Below are 22,035 nucleotides of genomic sequence, written 5' to 3'. Positions count from 1 at the left end.
ATAAGTACTGGTAGATTGATGAATCAAAAAGATAAAAGGAGATATTAAATTATGTCAATAAAACACAATACAGAAGAATATGATAATCCAGTATTATACGATAAGGAAAATAACCGTTACACAGATGATATTCCATTTCTACAAAAATGGGCGTCAAAGGCTGAAGGTCCAATTCTTGATATTGCATGTGGAACTGGCAGGGCAACGATACCTCTAGCCAAAAGTAGTCATAAGATAGTAGGAATAGATTCACATGAAGGTATGCTAAATGAAGCGAAGAAGAAAGCTAGTAAAATGAAATTACCAATAAAATGGATTTAGCAAGACTGTACGAAGTTAGAATTAAATTTTAAAACCGACTTTGCATTCTCTGTTGGGAATTCTTTTCAACATTTTCTAAAGAATGAAGATCAAGATGGCTTATTTTCATCGGTTAATAGACATCTTTTTCAAAATGGCATTTTCATCTTTAATACGAGATTTCCAAGTGCTGAAGAATTATTACAGCCAGAAACAGAAGAACACTGGTATACGTATATTGATATTGACACGCAACATAAAGTGGATGTATCTACAATTGCAAAATATGATGCGCTCAATCAATTGCAATATTATACAACAATTCGAAAATATAAAGATGAAACAAATCATATAGTAAATGAAGTGAGTACTAATATTACATTAAGGTATGTTTACCCAAAGGAGATGGAACGAATGCTTGCGAATCATGGGTTTGAAGTTATTCAAATATATCAAGATTGGCAAGAAAACCTAATAACGAATGATAGTTATTCAATGATTTTTGTGTGTAAGAAAGTTAGTGAATCATGTAAGTGAAGTGATTATATTTTATCAGTAACAAATAACATTATAGAGGAGAGAATATGTGTCTGTTATTCCTTACTATCATTATTTCGCTCTATTGATTGTGTTCATTTCAAGCTTTATTGGGGTTTTTAAACACAAAAGTATCTTTTATTCATCTGTCGTTACAATAATATTATTAGTAGTTCCTAATATTTTACCGATTTTCGAAGTTTACGAAAAGAAAGAGTCTGTTGTGTATGCTATTTTTTATGCTATTAATGCAGTAGTTCTTTCACTAGTTTTATTACAATTGCAAAGAGGTTTTTTGAGTAGCCATGAAAAAAATCTGGAATTATGAAGCTCAATTGAAATAAAAGTTCGCAATAAACATTTAGGGGTGAGAGTAATTGCAAATATTTAATATAACTAAAAGAAGGATGAATGCGTTTGATTCGGATTTTCAACTATCGCATATTTGCCAAACTTCAACATCAACGAATATTAGTTTAATGACTTTAGAAGAGGATGGTGTGATAGGTAACCATCAAACAGTAACGAATCAATTGCTTATAGTATTAAACGGAGCAGGTAATGTTGCTGGTAAAGAAGGCGGAAAAACGGTAGGTCCCGGTGATGTTGTGTTTTGGGACAAGGGTGAATGGCATGAAACTACTAGTGAATGTGGTATGCAAGTGATGGTTATAGAGAGTGATGAATTGAGAGCATCTGATATGCTCTCATTAAAAGGATGGACGATTTGAGTATTTTCAAGATGAAATGAAATTTAATATAAAAAGGACTAGCCTAGAAATTCAGCTAGTCCTTTTTATATGCCTATTTTGTATTTATTAAACTTTAGTTTCCGATATTTAGAAAATAGCGAAGAGGTATCAAATAGGAGCAACTTTACTTTCTCATTATTTTCACTTAATTATGGTGTAGTCCTAACCATATTTTAAAGCTAAGATTTTGGAATAATTGTTACTGCGACTGTACGTGTAGGGATATTTTGGTTGTTAATTTTTTTATTGTAATACTTGATCATTAAACTATTTAATTCTTGCTGGAAATTATCAAAATGTTCATCGTCAATTTTTAACTCTAAAAGTGAAAAGGTTGCCTTGTCTTCTTTAGATCCGTCTAGTTCTAATCCTGATAAATAACTTTCATATTGAGTCATTAAAGATAATTGATAATAAGATAAATAATTAACCTTTTCTTCTTTGGATAATTTTTGCCATTCTTCTGAGTCAAGTCGAGCAGCTTCCTCGTTTAGTGAATAGTATTTCTCAAATACAGATCTGACTTTTTTCTCTTTTATAATTTGGATAATACCAGCATCTAATAGCACTTGAATATGTCTATATAGAGTGGCTTGTGGCACATCTTCTATAATCTTCACCATTTCAAGTGGAGTGAGACCAGTTTCTTTATTTCTCATAAGAGCTTGAGATATTTTCATTCTTACAGGGTGAATTAAAACTTCAGCTTTATTATTCATTATTTCTCCTTTGAAAAAAATTTTCATTATCCATATTGATAATATTATCAACATGAATTATAAAAATTACAAGTACAATATTTATATTATTTTTAATTCACAAAAATTGGTTGAAATAAAAATAATTTGAGAAAAGTCTATACAAATGTACTACAATTATATTATCATTATCGATAATGATAATGAATAATAAATTCAAGAGAGGGGATATAAAATGCAATTACATTATAATCTGGAAGATTTAAAGGATATAGATTGGATGGGAGTTTTACCAATCATATTACCTTTTATGGCAGTAGGATTTATTTTAATTTTGATTGCTTTATTAGATTTATATCGTAATCGTAAGACTAGGGAAAATGTATTTATTTGGACACTTGTTATTTTATTTTGCAATACAATAGGTCCTATTTTATATTTCGTAATAGGAAGAAAGGATAGTAGAGCATAATGAAACTAGAAATTAAAAATGTAACAAAAAAATTTAAGGAAAAGAAAGCGGTTAGTCAATTTTCAATGGTATTAGAAACGGGTCAATGCGTAGGATTAATAGGACCTAATGGAGCGGGAAAATCGACATTAATTAAGATAATTGCTGATATCCTTCATACAGACGAAGGTGAAGTACTTTTAGAAGGTAAAAACATCTCGAAAATGAAGCGTGAAATAGGTTACCTACCTCAGTATCCAAATTTTTATGAATGGATGACGGCGAAAGAAACACTTTTTTTTATGGGGCAACTGTCGGGTATTTCAAAAAAAGAATTGAATAGAGATGTACCGATAATATTAGCTAAAGTGGGGCTTTCAGATGAAGAGGATGCCAAAGTTCGAACTTTCTCAGGTGGTATGAAGCAAAGACTTGGTATAGCACAGGCGTTGTTACATAAACCAGCTTTTATCGTAATGGATGAACCGGTCTCGGCCTTAGACCCGATAGGTAGAAGAGAGGTTCTAAATTTGATTCAAGAAATTAAGCAAGAAACAACAATATTATTATCAACCCATATTTTAAGTGACGCAGAGGAAATTTGTGAAAGATTCGTTGTCATTAAAAATGGTATAAAAATTGAAGATACAACAATGCTTGACCTGATAAGTCGTAATAGTAAACCTGTTGTATATTTAGAAATCACACATAATGATAAATCTTGGGTAGATACAGTGAAAATGCTCCCGTATGTAAAAGATGCAGAAATGACTGGCCATAAAGTAAAAGTTACATTAGATGATGTTGTAAAATATAAAAATTCTCTTATCCAGAATGCATTAGAAAATAATGTTGATATTATACGTTTTGAAATTGATGAACACGAAACCCTTGAAGAAATATTTTTGAAATTGGTGGTGGGTACATGAATTCTTTAGCTGTACTAATGAAAAAAGAATATAGTCAAGTGTTGAATGATTTCAAATTAATCTGGTTGCCCCTTGTTTTTATCTTTTTAGGCGCGACGCAGCCAATCATGACATATTACTTACCCTCAATTTTAGAAGCACTTGGTGGTACACAAGGAATTTCAATTGATCCATCTATGACTGAACAGACAGGAGGGCAGGTTCTTGCAGCAACGTTGGGCTCACAATTCGATCAACTTGGCATAATGATAATTGTCATTGCTATGATGGGGTTAATTCAATCAGATAAATCGAGTGGAATGTTAGCATTTATTTTAACAAGGCCAGTTACTGTTAGCTCTTATATTGGTGGAAAGCTCCTTTCTAATTATTTATTAGTCTCAATAAGTGTGGGGATTGGTTATGTCGTTTCTTTGTTATACATTCATTTCCTGTTTACCGGTATAGAGTTATCACTAATGATTACTGCGCTTTTTTGTTATTTATTGTGGATCCTTTTTAGCTTATCGTTCACTACAATGCTAAGCGCAGTGTTAAATAGCCAAGCGTTAATTGCATTAATAGGTATTATTACGTTACTAATTTGTAGAATGTTAGTAGGGCTTCATCCAGTCTTAGATGTGGTAAATCCAGCTGGAATGAGCAAACATGCGATGAATTTGCTTATAACTGGCTCAGTGGGGGCAAACTTTTCTATTAATCTATTTGCAACAATTCTTTGGGTAATTCTAACAGTCACATTTACGTATCATTGGATCGTGAAAAAAAAGTTCCAACCTAATTAGATTAAGAAAGTGTTAGAAGTTTGGAAATATAAAAACGATAAATTAACGAATTTTAACTGGAGAGGTAACATACTATGACTTGTATAGATGACAGTAAGATGTTGCAATTTATTGCACTCGGAGGTGGCAACTTTTCAACAAATATAGATAATCCATTACAAGAACAATATATATTACAGCAAGCAGTAAATATAAAACCTAGCATTTGTTTTATAGCAACAGCGAGTGAGGATAATGAAAGGTATATTAAAGATTTTTATAAAGTTTTTTCTATTAAGAAATGTAAGCCTACACATATTACGATTTCTGACATGAATGAAAAATGTCTGAATTCCATAATAGAGAAACAAGACATTCTTTATATTGGTGATGGTAACTTGAATTTTATGATCAATATATGGAGAAAATTTAAGATGGAAGAGAAACTTAAAGAAGCCTATCATAAAGGAAAAATCATAGTTGGAGCAGGTACGAGCGCAATATACTTGTTTGAAGAAGGGGTATGGAAGGACGAATCCTTAGTATACAAAATTTCCGCAGGCTTAGGTTTAATAAAAGGAGTTTTATGCCCTTACTACAATGATGAAGAGAGTAAACAAGCACTATTTAAGCTTATAAGTAATGGAAGAATTTCATCTGGATTAGCAGTAGATGATGGCGCTGTTGTCCACTTTAAAAATGGTGAATTAGCAAAATGTGTTGTTTCAAAGATAAATTCATCAGCATATTCGCTGTCAACAGATATCAAATTTACGAAAGAACATATGGAAGTTGTTATGCTCGGTTAGCTTGTTAAGTTTAGGAAATGTAAGTATCTAAAGTCAACATCATTTCTCTTAATTAATACTCTTATTGTTTATAAAAAGTATGTTGAACATATTCACTCTAATATTTTTTTGAATTAGATGGTTTTGATAAAAGGAAAAAGACTAGCTGAAATTAGTTAGTCTTTTTTATATTAGATGTAATTATTTTGAATATATAGGATAATGATGTATAGATGTTAGAGAGAAGTGAAAAGGGGGTTTTTATGGACAACAAAATGAAAAGGATGCTGTGGATAATTCCTAATATATGTTTTTATTTAACAGTAATCTTTTTAAGCATTTGGGTGGTCATCAATATGGAGGCCCTAGATGAAATAAATAGATTAGATATATTTAGAATCTTGATTATTTTGATACTTGGCGTTTCGATATCGGGATCATATCGGATAGTTTTTTGGATTAGATCCGGACAGTTATAGGAAGAGTTGATGAAATCTGGTTGCTATTTAAATTGAATGCTAGGCGAAGAAATCAATAAAATTTATATGGAGAGGGGCAATAAACGATGGTGATTTATTATGAAGTAATCTGTGGTTTGTGTAAAGAACCTTATAAATTGATAGAAGGTACGAAGCATTACAAGCTATATAAAGAGAGAAAAGCAAAAAACTTTCATTGTGTAAGTTGTACAAAGAAATTAGAGCATGTGGCAAAACGGAAGAGATACTAATAAATGTTATCTTTGTAGAGTTAGAAAAATGGGTTATTAGTCCATCGTATATTAGGGAGTGAGCCGATTTATGCAGAGACTAGAAAAGGTTTTACAACTACGAGAGAAAAATTTATTAAGAGATTCTAATCAATTAATGATGGATATTCATCGGGATTACCCGGAAGATGGATTAGTAAATTATCAAACTGCATGGAGCTTAGATGTTCTAGGTCTTGAAAATGAAGCCATACTTTACTATGAAAAAGCTATTTTACTAGGATTAAATAATCAAGATGAACCTAATGCTTATCTAGGTTTAGGTAGCACGTATCGAACAATTGGGGAGTATCAGAAGTCAGAAAAAGTATTTCAAGAAGGTATCACAAAATATCCGAATTTTAAAGCGCTCCAAGTATTTTACGCGATGACTTTGTTCAATTTGAAAAAGCACGAAGATTCTATTGGGCAATTACTTGATGTGATTATCTCGTCTACTAAAGATGAAAGTATTAAGGAATACGAGCGCGCTATTCATTTTTATAAAGATAAACTTCACCTAGTTTGGTAGTGAAAGGAGTTATAGAACAGTGTTTTTCATTCAAATGTCTGGATTTCCTGGATCAGGTAAATCCACACTTGCGCAAGCTATTGCAAAGCGTACTGGTGCGATTATAGTAGATCATGACATTATCAAATCAGCCTTATTAGCGAGTTGTAAAGAAATATTAGATAGAAAAACATCAGGTTCTATTTCTTATGAAATGGATTGGCAGCTAATAGATTATTATCTTGGGCTAGGCAATAGTGTGATTTTTGATAGTCCATGCTTATATGATGAAATGATTGATAGAGGTCTTTCACTACAGAAAAAGCATAATGTAACTTATAAGTATGTGGAGTGCTTACTAAATGATTTTGAAGAAATTAATCATCGGTTAGCTTCAAGAAATCGTAAGATGAGTCAGATCGCTTCTATAAATTCAAAAGAGGATTTTTTATATACAATTCAAAATAGTAAGAAGCCAGAAGAAATAAACTGTTTAAAGATAGATACTTCATACCCTTTAGAATCTTATATTGATCAGGTAATCGATTATATTCAGAATGATCATATTGAAATCTTTTGAATAAGAGTGAGATATAAGTGATTTTAAATGGAAGATATGGTGTGCTTTCGTTATGGATTGCTTCTTGGATAGTAAGTTTTTGGTTAGGTATTAAAGGTGTAAAATCAAAAGAAAGTGGACCCTTAAAATATTTTGGTATGAGTACTATTTCAATTGTTGTGCTAGGTTGTTTATTAATCATTGTATTAGTGGGCATTCGCGGTTTTGGTGCATAAATTATTTGAGGGTAAGTATTGACTATTTTGACAGGATGAAAAAGTAACGTAATAACGAGAAAAACGCACCCCTAAGAGTGCGTAATATTATTAAATTCCCATAATATTATAGCCACCATCAATATAAATCGTTTCGCCAGTGACGCCACGAGATAAATGACTAAGCATAACAATTGTCATATCAGCTACTTCAGCTTGTGTAACATTACGTTTTAACGGTGCGCTTTCTTCAATACGGTTTAAAATTTTGTTGAATGAAGGTACGCCTTTTGCTGCTAAAGTTTTAATCGCACCAGCTGAAATCGCATTAACACGAATATTATCAGCACCGATATCCGCTGCTAAATATCTTACAGATGCTTCTAGGGCAGCTTTAGCTACACCCATAACATTGTATCCTTCTAAGACACGTTCAGCTCCAAGATAACTCATTGTTACAATTGAACCGCCTTCAGTCATATAAGGATGTGCAGCTTTTGCAGCTGCAATTAGTGAATAGGCACTTGTGTCTTGTGCAAAAGCATAGCCATCACGGGAAGTTTCAAGGAAACGGTTTTTTAAATCCTCTGCGTTTGCAAATGCAACTGAATGTACGATACCATGAATTGTACCAACTTTAGCACCAATTGTATCGAAAGCAGCTTTAATACTTTCATCACTATTCACATCACATTGGATGAAAGTAGCCTCTTGGTCTTCATAACCTGCCATTAACTTTTCCAATTTCATTAAAGAGCGTTCTTTTCGATAAGTAAAGATGACGTTAGCGCCGACGTCGAAAAGAGATTTTGCGATTCCCCATGCAATGCTACGATCATTTGCCACGCCCATTACGACGATATTTTTATTTTTTAATTGTAGTAAGTTCTCCATAATAGCCTCCTGTATATAGTTACTATTAGTACCTGATACTAAAATTCTACCTTAAATTAGTAGTTAATGCAACTAGTGATTTAGCTACTTTGTATAACCACATAGTTGACAATCAAACCATTCCAATATATAGTAAATGTAGCTATTTTGTAATACAAAATAGTGTTTTATTTATATAGCTATCTTGTCATGCAATGTACTGTACTGAGGGGTGTTGAATAGGGTGTCTATAAGAAGTCAATTGCTAAAAGGCATATTAGATGGCTGCGTATTGGCAGTAATTGAAAATGAAGTTGTCTATGGCTACGAGCTATCAAAAAAGCTACAAACAATAGGCTTATCTGATGTCAGTGAAGGCACAATTTATCCAGTTCTTCTACGGCTTCAAAAGAATGAATTAATTACAGGAGAAATGAGACCTTCAGATTATGGCCCTAATCGTAAATATTATAAACTTACAACAGCGGGCAAAGAAGCATTAGATGATATTCGATCTGAATGGCTTGGTATTTCTGATGCTGTAGGAAAACTAATGAAAGAGAAGGGTTAGTAAGTAAGGATTAATTCTATATCTTATAAAATTCTAAGTGGTGTGAACGACTACCGAGAGGGGATAAGCGGAAATGGTTATAGTGAAGAAGTTAATAGCAGATAATAATGAAAAACGTAAGCTATTAACGAAAGAAAATGAAATCTATTTTGATAAATTAATTGTCTATATTAGAGCGCATTTATTACTCTCTGAACGTCAATCAGAGGAAGTATTAACAGAGATCCTCGACCATTTATTATTAGCTCAAGCGGAAGGGAAAACAGCAAGTGATGTGTTTGGTTCTAATCCAAAATTGTACGCTGAAGAAATAGTGGAGGCATTGCCGAAAGAAAAGAAGGGAAGTCTTGTTACTTTCGGTGTCGAAATTTTATGTGACATAATTGGTTGGTTCATTATTATTGGAGCTATTGGTCGCTATTTAACAAAATCAGATCAGATTTATTTATATTCATCTATAATAAATGTCGTTGCAGTTGTTGCAATAGGCTCAGGCTTACTTTATCTAATATTGAAGCAGTTAAAACAAAGTGCATTTGAAGAAAAAATGTCGAAAAGAACTATCGTTAAATCAGGAGTTTTGGGAGTAGTAACTTTTGGCTTGTTTATAGCTATTCTTTACCTTACTGATGAGCTAGGTCCCCTTGTTAATATTACTTGGTTTACTCAGCTAGGTGCAGGATCTGCATTATTACTTATTAGTTATTTAATGAAACGTGATCGGACGAAAAGTTATTAAAAAAACTGCAGAAGCAATTCTGCAGTTTTTTCTCTATTCGTAATGAAATACATTTATAAGCAATTCAGATGATAACATACCTAACATAATAGCTATAAAGATGAATATGATTTCGCTCACATCGTAATCAAATGACATTAGAGGACCAGCCTCTGAAAATATCTTAATATATACAAAGATAAAAAAGGTGGATAGTGCAAATTTTATCAGTCCTATGAGTAAGTTTTTCAAAGTATCAGCCCCTTGAACTTAAATAGTTTTAATATAAATTATTATTTGTCAAAAAATAAACATAATAAATTATAATTCGAATAATGGCAGGACAACTTTTACTCAATATACGGATAAGTTGTGCAACATATGACTACAACAAAAAAAGACTATTTCCACTTAGTGAAAATAGTCTCTGTACTTTAATACTATTCGTATTTTAATGCATCGCCTTCGAATGACTCGTCAGCTACTTTAATTGAATCAGTAGGACATCCTTCGAATGCATCTTGCATATCTTCCATTAGATCATCTGGAACTTCTTCAGTTCCCATGTTATCATCTAGAATAACGAAGGCAATACCCTCGTCGTCATAATCATAAATATCTGGTGCAGCAGCGCCGCAAGCACCACATGCAATACATGTATCTTTATCAACAATGGTAAATTTCGCCATGCTTCTCTCTCCTTTTTACAATCGCTCCTAATTAGCTTCCTTTTCATTCTAAAGTGCTTTTCAACACATTTCAACCAAAATTACTTATTCATGGGGGAAATCGCATTGTACATACAACAAATTTTGTTACAGATTTTTCATAAATTTGGAGGTGAACGCTCCGTTTCAGCGGGTTTTCATTTGCTAAAAGGAAAACGTTCAGGACAAACAATTCAAGATGTAGGAAATTTTAATCTCCATTCTTTTTTCGGCTTAACACCTAAACTCACAAAAGAAATATATATGGAGTATGCAGAACAACTAATTGACTTAGGCTATGCTACATATAGAGATGAACAGTATTTTATACTAACAAATACCGGTTTAGAGGTACTTGGAAAAAGTAAACCTATGTATTTTAATGGCTGGTATTATCGAGGGAATGAGCATATCTTTTTCAAAAGATTATCATTAGTCGTACAATCATTGTCATATTCAGTACAGGAAATAAAATCGTTTGCTCCAATCCAAAAAGATGAAGATATTCAATTATGGGTAAAAAAATTTTTAGTAAAAAATAATTATAAATCAGACATGTTTTATCATGCTATGAGAGTTGAAATCTCAGATTCTCTTAATAAGTTGGATGTTGAAGATTCCTCATTAAATCTTTTACTCTATCGTTTAAGTGGATTTAATACACCTGGCTGGACGTGGCAACAGCTTGCTAGGGAACAAAATCGTTCTTTGTTAGATATTCAACTAGCTTATATAGAAGCACTGCATATGTGGTTAGATACTTTATATGAAGAGCCCAAGCACTATTTGTCACAACTTGCTGAAGGAGTCCGTATTGAACAACTCTTAACAGAGTCATCTCAAAAGACTGCAAACTTATTTCAACAAGGTTTTACGTTAGAACAAATTGCTACGATGCGTCGTTTGAAAGAAAGTACGATTGAAGATCATTTCGTAGAGATGGCGATGACTATGTCGCAGTTTCCACTTGAACAATTTGTTGAGTCTCAAAATGTTGAGGCAATTGTACATGCTGTAAAACAAGTAAATAGTAAAAAATTAAAAGTATTGCGTGATGTTGTTCCTGAACTTTCTTATTTCCAAATCAGGCTCATTCTTGCGGCGAAAGGAGAAATGTGAAATGACAAATTTGGAGAAGCTATTACAACAACATTTTGGTTATTCAACATTTCGCTCTGGTCAAAAGGAAGTAATAGAAGCACTCATTGAAAGTCAAGATGTGATTGCTCTATTACCAACTGGAATGGGAAAGTCGCTCTGTTATCAATTACCTGGTTATATATTAAATAAACCGATATTAATCATTTCTCCATTGTTATCGTTAATGCAAGATCAAGTAGAGCAATTAAAACGATATGGAGAAAAGCGTGTTGTAGCATTAAATTCATTTTTGCAAATGTCTGAGAAACGAAATGTATTACAGCATTTACAGCAATATCGATTCATTTTTACATCACCGGAAATGTTGATGAATCCACAAGTACAAGGCGCACTTCGTGAAATGCAGTTAGGACTAATTGTTGTAGATGAAGCGCATTGTATTTCACAATGGGGGTTTGATTTTAGACCAGATTATTTAAAAATTACTGACTGGCTAGATGATACGAAACGCCCACCGATTTTAGCATTAAGTGCTACTGCAACAGAGCAAGTTGTAAAAGATATGAAGAATTATTTGCATATGAGAGAGCCATTTGAATATATTCATTCTGTGGACCGTTTCAATTTACACTATGATGTAGTACAACTTGAAAACACCGCTGAAAAAGCCCCATGGATAGTGGATCATGTCTTAAAAACTTGTGGTCCAGGGATCATATATACACAGTCCCGAAAAAAAACGGGTGTCTATGCTGAGCAACTTTTAGCAAATGGTATTCGAGCAGCAGCATATCATGCGGGGATGGAGGCAGAAGATCGACAATTTATCCAACAGCAATTTTTGGCTGGGCAGCTCGAATGGATTTGTGCAACTAACGCTTTTGGTATGGGAGTTCACAAAGATAATGTTCGTCAAATCATTCACGATCATATACCATCTACTGTAGCCAACTATATGCAAGAGGTAGGGCGTGCAGGACGTGATGGACAGGAAGCACTGTCAATATTGCTTTATGTTCCAAATGATGAGGATATGACGAAATTTATCGTCACAGAAGATTTACCTCAGCAACGCCATGTCGAACAGTATGTAGCATACATGCAGCAAGGTGGAAACCCAGCAATTATGCTAGATCAACATCAAATAAGTGAAACTGGGTTTCGTGTACTTTCTTATTGGATGCAAAGTTTGATGCCAGAAGAAGTGCAACAAAAGCTTACTGCAATTCGTTTTAGTAAAGTTCATCAAGTAGATGAAATGAAGGAACTTGTAACAGCAGAGAAATGTATACGTGAGCAGCTACTACATTATTTCGGGCAGTCATTAGAAGAAAAACCTGCTCATTGCTGCCATTATTGTGGAATTGAAATTTCTTCAATTTTAAAAAGAAGGAAGCATTTAGAAATGAAGGGAAATATAGGTTCGTGGAAAGAGAGGTTGACTGCTTTATTGCCGAATCTTTAACAGAACGTACATTTACTTTTATGTTTTATTTCGTCATAATATAGAATAGTACTAGTGAAAAAGGAGTGGTTAAGATGGCTCAAAAGGATTATCGCGAAAAAATAGAAGAGCATCGTCAAACCATTAAGTTAAAGCTCGATTCTGAGAATAACGAAAACCCTTCGAGAATGACCCGTAGTCAGCTTCATGGTAATAATAATAAGAAAAAGAAACGACGTATTAATCCGTTACCAACGATTTTAGCCGTTATCTTTATATCAATTCCTATATCCATCCTTATTTATGTTGGTTTTTTCTATGACAAGGGTGGTAATGAAGAAACGGAATTAGAAAAAGACCATGTGAAATTTGAAACCAATACAAAAGCAAATACACAAGCAAAAGCTGAAGAAAAAGCGGAAGACAAGAAGGAAAAAGAAAAAGTTAAAGAAGAAAAGACAGCAACTAAAGAAAAAGTGGATACATCCACAAAGAAGGATGACAATGCAGCGGTAGAACCTCCAAAGGATACTGTTACAACGACTCCAAATAATAACGGACAGACTAATGAAACCAATACAACCTCTCCTAATGAAGCCTATCAACAAGCGCAGGTGAGTGGTCGTTTACATACTGTTCAAACAGGGGATACACTTTATAACATAGCCATGAAGTATTACGGTAGTATAGATGGCATTGCGAAGATTAAACAAGCAAATGGCTTGACTAGTGATAATGTTGTAGTTGGATCGAGCTTGGCGATCCCTCAATAACTATGGTTATAAAATTGAATAGATATCTGAAAAAGATTGGTAAAGTGGAATGATTCTAAAGAATACTAGTACTCTTACCTTCCTAACATTGTGGTTGTTTCATTATTCACCAACATTCTATTGCAGACAGTGACGTTTTAATCATTGTCTGCTTTTTTTGTCGAATGCTATATTCGTATTTTAGTAAAGCAGGTATATTTGGAAGCGTGTCGAATCAATTAAGTATGAAATTTATTTATTTGATAAATGTAGGTCAAATGAAAGTGACTCGAAAGTAATGAATAATTGAGGGATATTTAATTTACAAATAGCCAGGTTTTGAATAAGGAGGCTAGAGATGTTAAGGCTTATAGATGACTTAGCTGGTGCTATCTATGATTTCTTTAAGTTTATTTTAACAAGCATTTCTTATATTGTTACAGGTATGTTGATTGTTGGAATACCACTTTATATAATTGCATCAGTACTTGAATGGTTTCTTTAACTGGTTGCTTTTCTATAATCAAATGGATACGCTTTTTCTTACTTCAAGTTGTGGTGACTATCATTAAATCTAATCTGGTCTTTTGGGATACTTAAATCAGATTATAATAATAAAGTAACATATGAAGGGACAGATCACATTTTTCATTGCTACTTTAAAGCAACTTGAGCGAGGGCGGTTTCCCGAGTGAGCATATGGAGCGGAAAGGCGTTGACAATTCGAATAACCAACAGTAAAACTGAGCTGATTCTACCTATTTGTAGAGCCAGCTCTATTTTTGTAGAAAAAAGCAGTTAAATTTAACATAACCTTGTCGAAAAAAGTGCAAGAACCAAGAAATATTTAATGGATGAGCGTATAATAGAGATGATAAAAGAGTATACAGTGTCACATCTCCATGTTTATAGGAGATGTTTATTTATGAGGAGTGAAGGTTCATGCGTCAAATAGATGCAATTATCGTAGGTGGCGGCCCATGTGGTTTAGCAGCAGCGATTTCATTACAAGAAATTGGGTTACAACCAATAGTGATTGAAAAAGGAAATATTGTAAATGCCATTTACAATTATCCAACACATCAAACATTCTTTAGTTCAAGTGAAAAGTTGGCCATTGGAGATGTACCATTTATCATTGAACAGCCTAAACCGAAACGAAATCAGGCTTTAGTATACTACCGTGAAGTAGTAAAACGTAAAAACATTCAAATTAATCGCTTTGAAACGGTTCTTAATGTAACACCAAACAACGGTACATTCGAAGTTAACACAGATAAAGATCAATATATAACTCCATATGTCATTATCGCAACGGGTTATTATGATCATCCAAATTACATGGGGATTGAAGGGGAAGAACTACCTAAAGTCCATCACTATTTTAAAGAAGCTCACCCCTATTTTGATACAGATGTATTAGTAGTTGGTGGGAAAAACTCTTCAATTGATGCTGCATTAGCTCTTCATAAAGCGGGTGCTCATGTAACAGTTGTTTACAGAGGTGCAGAATACTCACCAAGTATTAAACCGTGGGTACTGCCAGACTTCGACGCCCTTGTGCGTAATGGTGAAATAGAAATGATGTTTGAGACTAATGTTATTGCCTTCAAGGAAGATGAAGTTATCCTATCAAAAGAAGGCAAAGAATTTGCAGTAAAAAACGATTTTGTCTTTGCTATGACAGGTTACCATCCAGATCATGATTTCATTCGAGCAATGGGCGTTACAGTTGACAGTGAAACAGGACGCCCAACATTTAATCCAGAGACAATGGAAACGAATGTTCCTGGCCTATTTATCGCAGGTGTTATTGCTGCAGGTAATAATGCAAATGAAATCTTTATAGAAAATGGTCGCTTCCACGGTGACCAAATTGCCAGCTATATAAAAGAGAAATAAAAAAAGCTGTCTCACTAGTCTTTTTGACTTAGAGACAGCTTTTACTATATTTGGTATATGGAATTCGTAATTAGGTTTAAAGGTAATATTTTTGAGGAGAAAATAAGAAAATCAATACCTTCAGTTATTACAATAATTACTCTGAAAAAGAGCCAGTCAAACTATTAAAGAAGGAGACTGGCTCTTTTTATATGGCTTTTTCCTCTAGAGCTAACCTCACCCCAATAAAGACGAGCATTACACCTGTTGTTTTGTTAAATATATTTTGAACGACTGGTTTCATAAACCATTTTCGAATAATGTTTAATACATAGACAACAATGATAAACCATACAATTGCTAAAGCCATTAATATTGCTGCAAGAATACATAATTGAAAAATAATATTACCATTCGTATTTATAAATTGAGGCATTAGTGTCATATATACAATTAAGGTTTTTGGATTGAGTAAATCAGTTAGTATTCCTTGGTAAAAACATGATTTATGCGCCTTATTGGAATACTCAGTAGTTCCAACTTCATTTTCTTTACCAGATAACTCAATTGGTGAGGAGCCTTTTGATAGCCAAGCTTTGATTCCCATCCATACTAAATAAGCAGCCCCTAAATACTTAATTAAATTAAATAAAAATAATGATTTCGCTACAATCGCAGCTAAGCCTAATACAGCGATTAGTGTCCAAACAAATAAGGCTGCTACAATACCTAATGTCGTAAAATGACCTGCTTTTTTACCGTATAAAATAGTGTTTTTGATAACCAATAATAAATCTACTCCTGGGACCATTACTAATAACGCAGATATAAGAACGAACATGAAGATGTTTTCCATATGACCCCCCTTTGTATAAATATGAAATATATATCATGTTAGCATTACTAATCTACCGCTGCAAAGTATAGTTTTTTTAAATAGTGGAGCTGAGGATTGGAGAATGATCGCAAAAAGCTCTTGGAAGCAACTTATTAATAGGCTGTAAATCAAAAAACTAAGTATAGTAAAGAGCAACTAGTTCTTAAGTAAGACAAAAATAAAAGCGTTTTCAAAATGTTTATTAATGTTAGTGTATAATTTCGCACAATTTCATCTCAAAAATATAAAAATAATTAAGAGAATATATTTTAGTAAGTAAAAAATATAAAAGGATGTGTATTAAGGTGGATAGCAAAAACATTATTCAAGAGTTTGATAAAACACAGACCCAGTTAAAAATAATTCAAGAGATAAATGGAATTAGTTTAGCCCTTAATAATAATTTATGGTTAAGAGGGGGGTGGGCTATAGATTTTTTACTTGGGAGGATTATTCGACCACACTCTGATATTGATTTTGTTACATGGATACAATATCGAGAACAGTTAGAAAAAGCCCTTGAACATGCGGGCTTTCAGATAATCTCAGTTAGCGAGTTTCAAACTGATTTTATAAAAAATGATGTTGATGTGAGTATAGTATTCGTAAAGCGTTCAGAAGATGGGGACATTATAGCAAATGGTTTTCCAGATTGGGTATGGAGGTCTGATGCTTTATCTACTAAATTTTATAAATTACAGGGTGTATCAGTTTGTGTGTTGAGTCCACACCAATTACTTGAAGAAAAGAAAATTCATGAATTAGGAACAGGAAGAAAACTTAGACAAAAAGATATCGAGAGTATGAAAATAATTCAACAGATTATAAATGAAGTAAATTAAAGGGAATTGAAAGTTAGTTCATCAAAATTAGAACTAATAATATTGAGAAAGCTTTAAAAAATATATGGTCTATCCAAAGGGTTATATCATCCAAAAAGAACTAAATGAAAAATCAAGAATGCTGTTAAATCAACATTCTTGATTTTCAAAAGGGATCGTCAATGAGTAGAAATCAGATTTATTAGTCAGCTCGCTTTTATTTAAATATTTTCGTTAAAGATAAAAGTGAAAAATTCATTAAAAGAAATGTGCAACTTCAATAGGGGAATGCACTTGATTTAAGCCGATTAAAAGTTTAAGACGAGCTTTTTGGCCACTAATCCCTGGAGCATAAATGACACCCATATCCTCAAGCATTTTGCCGCCACCTTCATAACCATAAACGCCTTGTGCAATGCCGTTAAAACAGCGTGAAACTAAAACAACTGGGATTTGATGATCGAGCAGTGCTTTAATGCCAGTTACGACAGCGGGTGGAACGTTTCCTTGGCCTAAGCCTTCTAATACAACACCATGGTAACCACTATCTATTGACGACAATAAAAGGTCAGCTTCCATTCCTGCATAAACTTTGAATAAGGCGACCTTTTTTTCAATTGAAGAAACTTCTACATATTGTTTTTGCAAAGGAGCATGGTGAAAATGAATCATTGTTTTAGTAATAAGTCCAAGTGGCCCATACTGTGGACTTTGGAAAGTACCAACATTCGAAGTAGAAGTTTTTGTAACATTAGCAGCTGCATGAATTTCATCATTCATAACAACTAGTACACCTTTATTTTTTGCATCCTCGGAAACGGCTACTCTCATTGCTTCAACTAAATTATAAACCCCGTCAGCCCCTAATTCATTAGAAGAGCGCATAGCTCCTGTTAAGACAATAGGAATTTCTAAATTCGTTGTTAAATCAAGAAAATAAGCTGTTTCCTCTAAAGTATCAGTACCGTGAGTAATGACAACACCATTAATTTCTTGCTTACTGATTGCTTCTAAAATGAGATTTTTCAATTTGAGCATTTCTATAGGCGTCATATGTGGAGAAGGTAAATTAAAAGCATCTAATTCTATAATATCAGCATACTGTCTTAGTTTTTTACTTTCTACGATTAATGGATTAGTTTCTTTTGGAACAACAGCACCTGACTCTTCGTTTACATGCATTGATATCGTTCCACCAGTATGTATTAATAAAATTGTTTTTTTCATGACAAATCCTCCTTGGATTACTTTTGCTATGTGTTATGAATGGTATAATAAATAGACATAGATTGAAAGGAGCAACTACATGTTTATCCTATTAACAGTGGCGATTGCTCCTGGCCTCGCGCTGTTTAGCTTTTTTTACCTACGCAATCAGATGGCTACGGAGCCTCGGAGAACATTGTTCCATACATTTATATATGGCGCAATCTTAACGTTCCCTATTCTATTTTTACAGTATGTTTTTCAAGAAGAGCAGATTTTTTCGAATCCGATCTTGGAAAATGTCGTCTTTACTGGAGTCGTTGAAGAATTTTTTAAATGGTTGATATTAATGATTGCCATTTACCATCATGTAGAGTTTGATGACCCATATGATGGGGTTTTATATGGAGTCGCCATTTCATTAGGTTTTGCGACAGTAGAAAATATTTTATACTTACTTTCATACGGTGTAAACACGGCATTTTTACGTGCGTTAATGCCAGTTTCTAGCCATGCATTATTTGGTGTCGTTATGGGTTACTATTTAGGGAAATCAAAGTTTTCTAAGAAAGAACAAGTAAATGAATATATCGTAGTTGCATTATGTGCACCTATTATACTTCACAATGCATACAATTTAATCTTCTTTTTACAAGATCATTGGTCTTATTTAATGATTCCTTTTATGTTGTTTTTATGGTGGTTTGGACTAAGAAAAGTAAAACAAGCACACAATCACTTAATTCAACACCTATATGCTCAAAAAAAAATATAAATGCCGAGAGAAATCTTCTACTTCTCTTGGCATTTTTTTATGGGGTTTTGTATAAAAAACGTAGATTGAGACATTCTACGAAAAAGGAGGCTCACAATCAATGAGACTTTTTAAAGTACTTCTCATCATACTTATGACTTTCACTATTTTCGCAATGAACGATGTGCATCGCGGAGAAGCATTTTCTAATCAAGTGATTGCAAGGGGAGCAAATGGCGATGATGTAATTGAATTGCAAGCAAGATTGCAATATATCGGTTTTTATACCGGGAAAATTGATGGTAAGTTTGGTTATGGTACGTATTGGGCATTAAGAAACTTCCAAGAAAAGTATGGGTTGAAAGTAGATGGTGTCGCTGGTACAACCACGAAGAAAAAATTAGCTGCAGCTTCAAATTATAATAAAGAATTTGTAATGGAGCAGTTAAATAAGGGGAATCGATTTACACATTATGGTGGTAAACCACTAGATCAGCAAGTTCAACAGGGAACAGGTACACAATCTAATACACAACTACCAACTAAATATTCAGATCAAGATTTGAAACTAATGGCAAATGCGGTTTACGGTGAAGCCAGAGGTGAGCCATACGAAGGTCAAGTTGCTGTAGCAGCTGTTATTTTAAATCGATTAGATAGTCCAGAATTTCCAAACACGATTTCAGGTATTATTTTCCAACCTAGAGCTTTTACTGCAGTTGCTGATGGTCAGATTTGGCTGACACCTAATGATCGTGCAATGGAAGCAGTAATTGATGCGATGAACGGTTGGGATCCTACTGAAAATGCGCTCTATTATTTTAATCCAAAAACAGCTACTAGTGAATGGATTTGGACAAGGCAGCAAATCAAAACAATAGGTCAGCATATTTTTTGCTTATAGGAGGTGCTTGATTGAAAAAGTTAACATTCTTTCTTGTCTATGCTGTTATAGTTCTTTCGGTATTTAGTTATACTTCGGCCAAGGAAAAAACAAATTTAAAACAGTTATTACATGCTCAATATACAAATCAGATGTCAGATGCTTCTAGCCAATTAAATGAGCTACAAAAATCAGTGCAACAATCACTACTTTTTAGTGACCCTACTGCATTAAATGATTCTTTACAAGATGTTTGGCGTTTATCTTCGGATATTCGACAAACAATTGGAGGATTACCTCTAGATCGTGAATTTACAACACAATGGATGAATTATTTAGGGCGTTTAGGTAATCAAGCAAAACTAACAATGACTTCTGAAGAATCGAAAACAAATTGGAATAAAAGTGTTTCCAATGTAGCTTCAAATTTAAGTTCATTCTCAAGTGAGTGGGACGTTGCCACAGCACATTTATTACAAGAAGATAAGCACTATAATCAATGGCTCAATCAACTATCCAATAAGGATGTAAAAAATAATTTTTCGAACCTATCTGCAACAGTAAAATCTTACGCAGAAAGTGATTTTCCGTTAACATCAAGTGAAACGGATAATCAAAAGAAAAAAGATCTAATAGCATTAAAAGATAAAGTAATTTCAGAAAAAGAAGCTTTAGCACGTTTTAAAGAAATGTTCCCACAATATGAAAAAGCAACAATTCGTATTGAACAAAGTGAAAAAACAGCTCCATATCCTTTCTATCACATTACTTTCCATGAAGGAATTAGATTAGGTTATGCAGATATTACGAAAAAGGGCGGACACTTACTATCGTTTTTAGTGGAACGACCAGTTGATAAAAGTACTTTAAGCCAAGAAGAACTTATTAACAAGGCTAATAAACAGATGAAAGAACTAGGCTTCGATGATCTTGAAATTGAAGCATCTAGAGAAAATACAATGGCATGGCATTTAAATTATGTACGTATTAATCCATCTAATAAAGCAAAGGTATATGCTGATGGCGTACAAGTGAAGATTGCAAAAGACAACGGTGAAATCATTGGAATTAATGGTATGGAGTATATTCAAAAAGAAACATTAAAAGATCAACCAATGAAAAAGATTGATTGGAAAACGTTTTTTGATAAAAATGTTGAAATTGTAGAAGAAGCTTTATCTTATAGTGAAAATGATAAAATGGAAGAACGTTTATGCTACGAGTTGACAGTTGTTTATTACAATAAGAATGTTCCACATACATTCAGAGTATTGGTAGATACAGAAACGGGCGAAATCATCAAGAATGAAAAATTATAGACCAAGTGCTGGGCATATTGTATTGTCTCTAGCATATTTTAACAATCCATGTCATAATTGAACCATTACTAAAGTGGCATAAAGGGAGATTGACATGGAACTTAAAATAGGTACATTAATCACGTTAGAACCCATCAATTCAGAATCTATGGAACGTTTTAAATGTAAAGTTGTGGAACAAAAGGATGGTAATATTTATATTGACTATCCAGTAAGCACAACAACTAATAAGACTTCGTTTTTGTCTAGGGGCAGTCAATTCCATGCATCTTTTATTGATGAAGAGAAGATAGCCCACGCTTTCAAAACAGAAGTACTTGGAAGGGTAAAAGCTAATATTCCAATGATTATGCTGTCCTTTCCAACCGACGAGGAAATTTATAAAATACAACGTAGAGAATTCGTTCGTGTCTTAACACCTGTTGATGTCGCTATACGCTTCAAAGATGAATATTATCAATTTGTCACAGAAGACATTAGCGCTGGAGGTTTAGCAATCATTTTAAATCAAAAAGTATCATTTAAAGCAAATGATGAATTTGATATGACGATTGCTTTACCTTTTTCAAATAAGGATGTTAAGTATATACAAACGAGAGCATCAGTCATTCGAATTATTGAAAGAGACGATTGTGTCATTGCACCGTTACATTTTACTGACACAGATGAACTAGATCGTCAATACTTAGTGCGCTTCTGTTTTGAGCGTCAACTCTTAATTCGGAAAAAGGAAACAGCTTTTTAATTATCAAAGAGTCCTCTGATTTTTAGAGGACTTTTTATTTTAATAGGGAATATGTCAAATAGCAGACTTTAAGTAAAACTATTAAAAAGGAGACACTATCTTTGCTAATTTTAAATAGCAGCAATACAAGT

The 22,035-nt window shown here is 33.3% G+C and carries 28 protein-coding genes; 23 read left to right on the top strand and 5 right to left on the bottom strand.

Annotated features, from left to right (window positions below; translation table 11 throughout):
* Positions 1-51 precede the first annotated feature (51 nt).
* From MKY02_RS15735 to MKY02_RS15725, 3 genes are all read left to right on the top strand, one after another.
* Positions 52-321: a class I SAM-dependent methyltransferase gene (locus MKY02_RS15735; RefSeq protein ID WP_340711505.1), complete on the top strand. Its 270-nt coding sequence runs from the start codon at positions 52-54 to the stop codon at positions 319-321.
* Positions 322-886: 565 nt separating this feature from the next.
* Complete coding sequence (locus MKY02_RS15730) at positions 887-1,165, top strand: hypothetical protein (RefSeq protein ID WP_038190851.1); 279 nt, start codon at positions 887-889, stop codon at positions 1,163-1,165.
* 49 nt (positions 1,166-1,214) lie between these two features.
* The gene (locus tag MKY02_RS15725) at positions 1,215-1,568 is read left to right on the top strand and encodes a cupin domain-containing protein (protein WP_038190844.1); all 354 of its coding nucleotides are present in this window, start codon (positions 1,215-1,217) and stop codon (positions 1,566-1,568) included.
* A gap of 200 nt (positions 1,569-1,768) precedes the next feature.
* On the opposite strand, the gene MKY02_RS15720 is transcribed toward MKY02_RS15725, so the two are convergent.
* Entirely contained in the window at positions 1,769-2,308 is a 540-nt protein-coding gene (locus MKY02_RS15720; RefSeq protein WP_038190842.1) for a helix-turn-helix domain-containing protein, read from the bottom strand.
* 214 nt (positions 2,309-2,522) lie between these two features.
* Here MKY02_RS15720 and MKY02_RS15715 point away from each other — a divergent pair, with 214 nt between their 5' ends.
* The 8 genes from MKY02_RS15715 (at position 2,523) to MKY02_RS15680 (ending at position 7,273) form a co-directional block, all read left to right on the top strand.
* Positions 2,523-2,759, top strand: coding sequence for a PLD nuclease N-terminal domain-containing protein (locus tag MKY02_RS15715; RefSeq protein WP_038190841.1), 237 nt, complete (start codon positions 2,523-2,525; stop codon positions 2,757-2,759).
* Entirely contained in the window at positions 2,759-3,667 is a 909-nt protein-coding gene (locus MKY02_RS15710) for an ABC transporter ATP-binding protein (RefSeq protein WP_038190838.1), read from the top strand. The genes MKY02_RS15715 and MKY02_RS15710 overlap by 1 nt, the downstream gene beginning before the upstream one ends.
* Entirely contained in the window at positions 3,664-4,452 is a 789-nt protein-coding gene (locus tag MKY02_RS15705; RefSeq protein WP_038190835.1) for an ABC transporter permease, read from the top strand. The genes MKY02_RS15710 and MKY02_RS15705 overlap by 4 nt, the downstream gene beginning before the upstream one ends.
* A gap of 74 nt (positions 4,453-4,526) precedes the next feature.
* A complete protein-coding gene (locus tag MKY02_RS15700) occupies positions 4,527-5,240 on the top strand; it encodes a Type 1 glutamine amidotransferase-like domain-containing protein (protein ID WP_051448853.1) in 714 nt (237 codons plus the stop codon).
* 544 nt (positions 5,241-5,784) lie between these two features.
* Positions 5,785-5,949: a DUF2197 domain-containing protein gene (locus MKY02_RS15695; RefSeq protein ID WP_340707535.1), complete on the top strand. Its 165-nt coding sequence runs from the start codon at positions 5,785-5,787 to the stop codon at positions 5,947-5,949.
* 70 nt (positions 5,950-6,019) lie between these two features.
* Positions 6,020-6,499 (top strand): tetratricopeptide repeat protein, encoded by a 480-nt coding sequence (locus MKY02_RS15690; RefSeq protein WP_038190819.1) that lies wholly within the window; start codon positions 6,020-6,022, stop codon positions 6,497-6,499.
* A gap of 19 nt (positions 6,500-6,518) precedes the next feature.
* Complete coding sequence (locus tag MKY02_RS15685) at positions 6,519-7,058, top strand: AAA family ATPase (RefSeq protein WP_038190817.1); 540 nt, start codon at positions 6,519-6,521, stop codon at positions 7,056-7,058.
* Between the two features lie 41 nt (positions 7,059-7,099).
* Positions 7,100-7,273, top strand: coding sequence for a hypothetical protein (locus MKY02_RS15680; RefSeq protein WP_155981211.1), 174 nt, complete (start codon positions 7,100-7,102; stop codon positions 7,271-7,273).
* 90 nt (positions 7,274-7,363) lie between these two features.
* Here the strand turns inward: MKY02_RS15680 and fabI are convergent, their stop codons facing one another.
* Positions 7,364-8,146 carry an enoyl-ACP reductase FabI gene (fabI, locus tag MKY02_RS15675; protein ID WP_076065205.1) on the bottom strand — a complete coding sequence of 261 codons (783 nt, stop codon included), beginning with the start codon at positions 8,144-8,146 and terminating at the stop codon, positions 7,364-7,366.
* Between the two features lie 223 nt (positions 8,147-8,369).
* On the opposite strand from fabI, the gene MKY02_RS15670 reads away from it, so the two are divergent.
* Together MKY02_RS15670 and MKY02_RS15665 are read left to right on the top strand one after the other, a co-directional pair.
* On the top strand, positions 8,370-8,696 hold the full coding sequence (locus tag MKY02_RS15670; RefSeq protein ID WP_038190809.1) for a PadR family transcriptional regulator: 327 nt from the start codon (positions 8,370-8,372) through the stop codon (positions 8,694-8,696).
* A 73-nt stretch (positions 8,697-8,769) separates the two neighbouring features.
* Positions 8,770-9,435, top strand: coding sequence for a DUF1129 family protein (locus MKY02_RS15665; RefSeq protein ID WP_038190806.1), 666 nt, complete (start codon positions 8,770-8,772; stop codon positions 9,433-9,435).
* A 419-nt stretch (positions 9,436-9,854) separates the two neighbouring features.
* Here MKY02_RS15665 and MKY02_RS15660 read toward each other — a convergent pair whose 3' ends face one another.
* Positions 9,855-10,103, bottom strand: a complete 249-nt coding sequence (locus MKY02_RS15660) for a ferredoxin (RefSeq protein ID WP_038190800.1) — start codon at positions 10,101-10,103, stop codon at positions 9,855-9,857.
* Between the two features lie 105 nt (positions 10,104-10,208).
* On the opposite strand from MKY02_RS15660, the gene MKY02_RS15655 reads away from it, so the two are divergent.
* From MKY02_RS15655 to MKY02_RS15635, 5 genes are all read left to right on the top strand, one after another.
* Positions 10,209-11,240, top strand: coding sequence for a helix-turn-helix domain-containing protein (locus tag MKY02_RS15655; RefSeq protein ID WP_162148723.1), 1,032 nt, complete (start codon positions 10,209-10,211; stop codon positions 11,238-11,240).
* Between the two features lies 1 nt (position 11,241).
* The gene (locus MKY02_RS15650) at positions 11,242-12,687 is read left to right on the top strand and encodes a RecQ family ATP-dependent DNA helicase (protein WP_038190788.1); all 1,446 of its coding nucleotides are present in this window, start codon (positions 11,242-11,244) and stop codon (positions 12,685-12,687) included.
* A gap of 74 nt (positions 12,688-12,761) precedes the next feature.
* Positions 12,762-13,439: a LysM peptidoglycan-binding domain-containing protein gene (locus MKY02_RS15645; protein ID WP_340711502.1), complete on the top strand. Its 678-nt coding sequence runs from the start codon at positions 12,762-12,764 to the stop codon at positions 13,437-13,439.
* Positions 13,440-13,776: 337 nt separating this feature from the next.
* A complete protein-coding gene (locus MKY02_RS15640; RefSeq protein WP_168170708.1) occupies positions 13,777-13,923 on the top strand; it encodes a hypothetical protein in 147 nt (48 codons plus the stop codon).
* 437 nt (positions 13,924-14,360) lie between these two features.
* A complete protein-coding gene (locus tag MKY02_RS15635) occupies positions 14,361-15,320 on the top strand; it encodes a YpdA family putative bacillithiol disulfide reductase (RefSeq protein WP_038190781.1) in 960 nt (319 codons plus the stop codon).
* Between the two features lie 187 nt (positions 15,321-15,507).
* Here the strand turns inward: MKY02_RS15635 and MKY02_RS15630 are convergent, their stop codons facing one another.
* Positions 15,508-16,155, bottom strand: a complete 648-nt coding sequence (locus tag MKY02_RS15630) for a LysE family translocator (RefSeq protein WP_076065200.1) — start codon at positions 16,153-16,155, stop codon at positions 15,508-15,510.
* A 326-nt stretch (positions 16,156-16,481) separates the two neighbouring features.
* Here MKY02_RS15630 and MKY02_RS15625 point away from each other — a divergent pair, with 326 nt between their 5' ends.
* A complete protein-coding gene (locus tag MKY02_RS15625) occupies positions 16,482-17,018 on the top strand; it encodes a nucleotidyltransferase domain-containing protein (protein WP_081730156.1) in 537 nt (178 codons plus the stop codon).
* A gap of 237 nt (positions 17,019-17,255) precedes the next feature.
* On the opposite strand, the gene MKY02_RS15620 is transcribed toward MKY02_RS15625, so the two are convergent.
* Positions 17,256-18,224, bottom strand: a complete 969-nt coding sequence (locus MKY02_RS15620) for an asparaginase (protein ID WP_038190776.1) — start codon at positions 18,222-18,224, stop codon at positions 17,256-17,258.
* Between the two features lie 79 nt (positions 18,225-18,303).
* Between MKY02_RS15620 and prsW the strand changes: the two genes are divergently transcribed.
* The 4 genes from prsW (at position 18,304) to MKY02_RS15600 (ending at position 21,904) form a co-directional block, all read left to right on the top strand.
* Positions 18,304-18,978: a glutamic-type intramembrane protease PrsW gene (prsW, locus tag MKY02_RS15615; protein ID WP_038190769.1), complete on the top strand. Its 675-nt coding sequence runs from the start codon at positions 18,304-18,306 to the stop codon at positions 18,976-18,978.
* Between the two features lie 100 nt (positions 18,979-19,078).
* Positions 19,079-19,861 (top strand): spore cortex-lytic enzyme, encoded by a 783-nt coding sequence (sleB, locus tag MKY02_RS15610; RefSeq protein ID WP_038190765.1) that lies wholly within the window; start codon positions 19,079-19,081, stop codon positions 19,859-19,861.
* Between the two features lie 11 nt (positions 19,862-19,872).
* On the top strand, positions 19,873-21,159 hold the full coding sequence (locus MKY02_RS15605; RefSeq protein WP_038190762.1) for a PepSY1/2 domain-containing protein: 1,287 nt from the start codon (positions 19,873-19,875) through the stop codon (positions 21,157-21,159).
* 94 nt (positions 21,160-21,253) lie between these two features.
* On the top strand, positions 21,254-21,904 hold the full coding sequence (locus MKY02_RS15600) for a flagellar brake protein (protein ID WP_038190748.1): 651 nt from the start codon (positions 21,254-21,256) through the stop codon (positions 21,902-21,904).
* The last annotated feature ends 131 nt before the right edge of the window (positions 21,905-22,035 follow it).

The sequence above is a fragment of the Viridibacillus sp. FSL R5-0888 genome, assembly GCF_038009105.1.
Lineage (GTDB): Bacteria > Bacillota > Bacilli > Bacillales_A > Planococcaceae > Viridibacillus > Viridibacillus arenosi.
The sequence above is the reverse complement of the archived record's forward strand: the minus strand, read 5'-3'. Positions and strand labels throughout refer to the sequence as shown.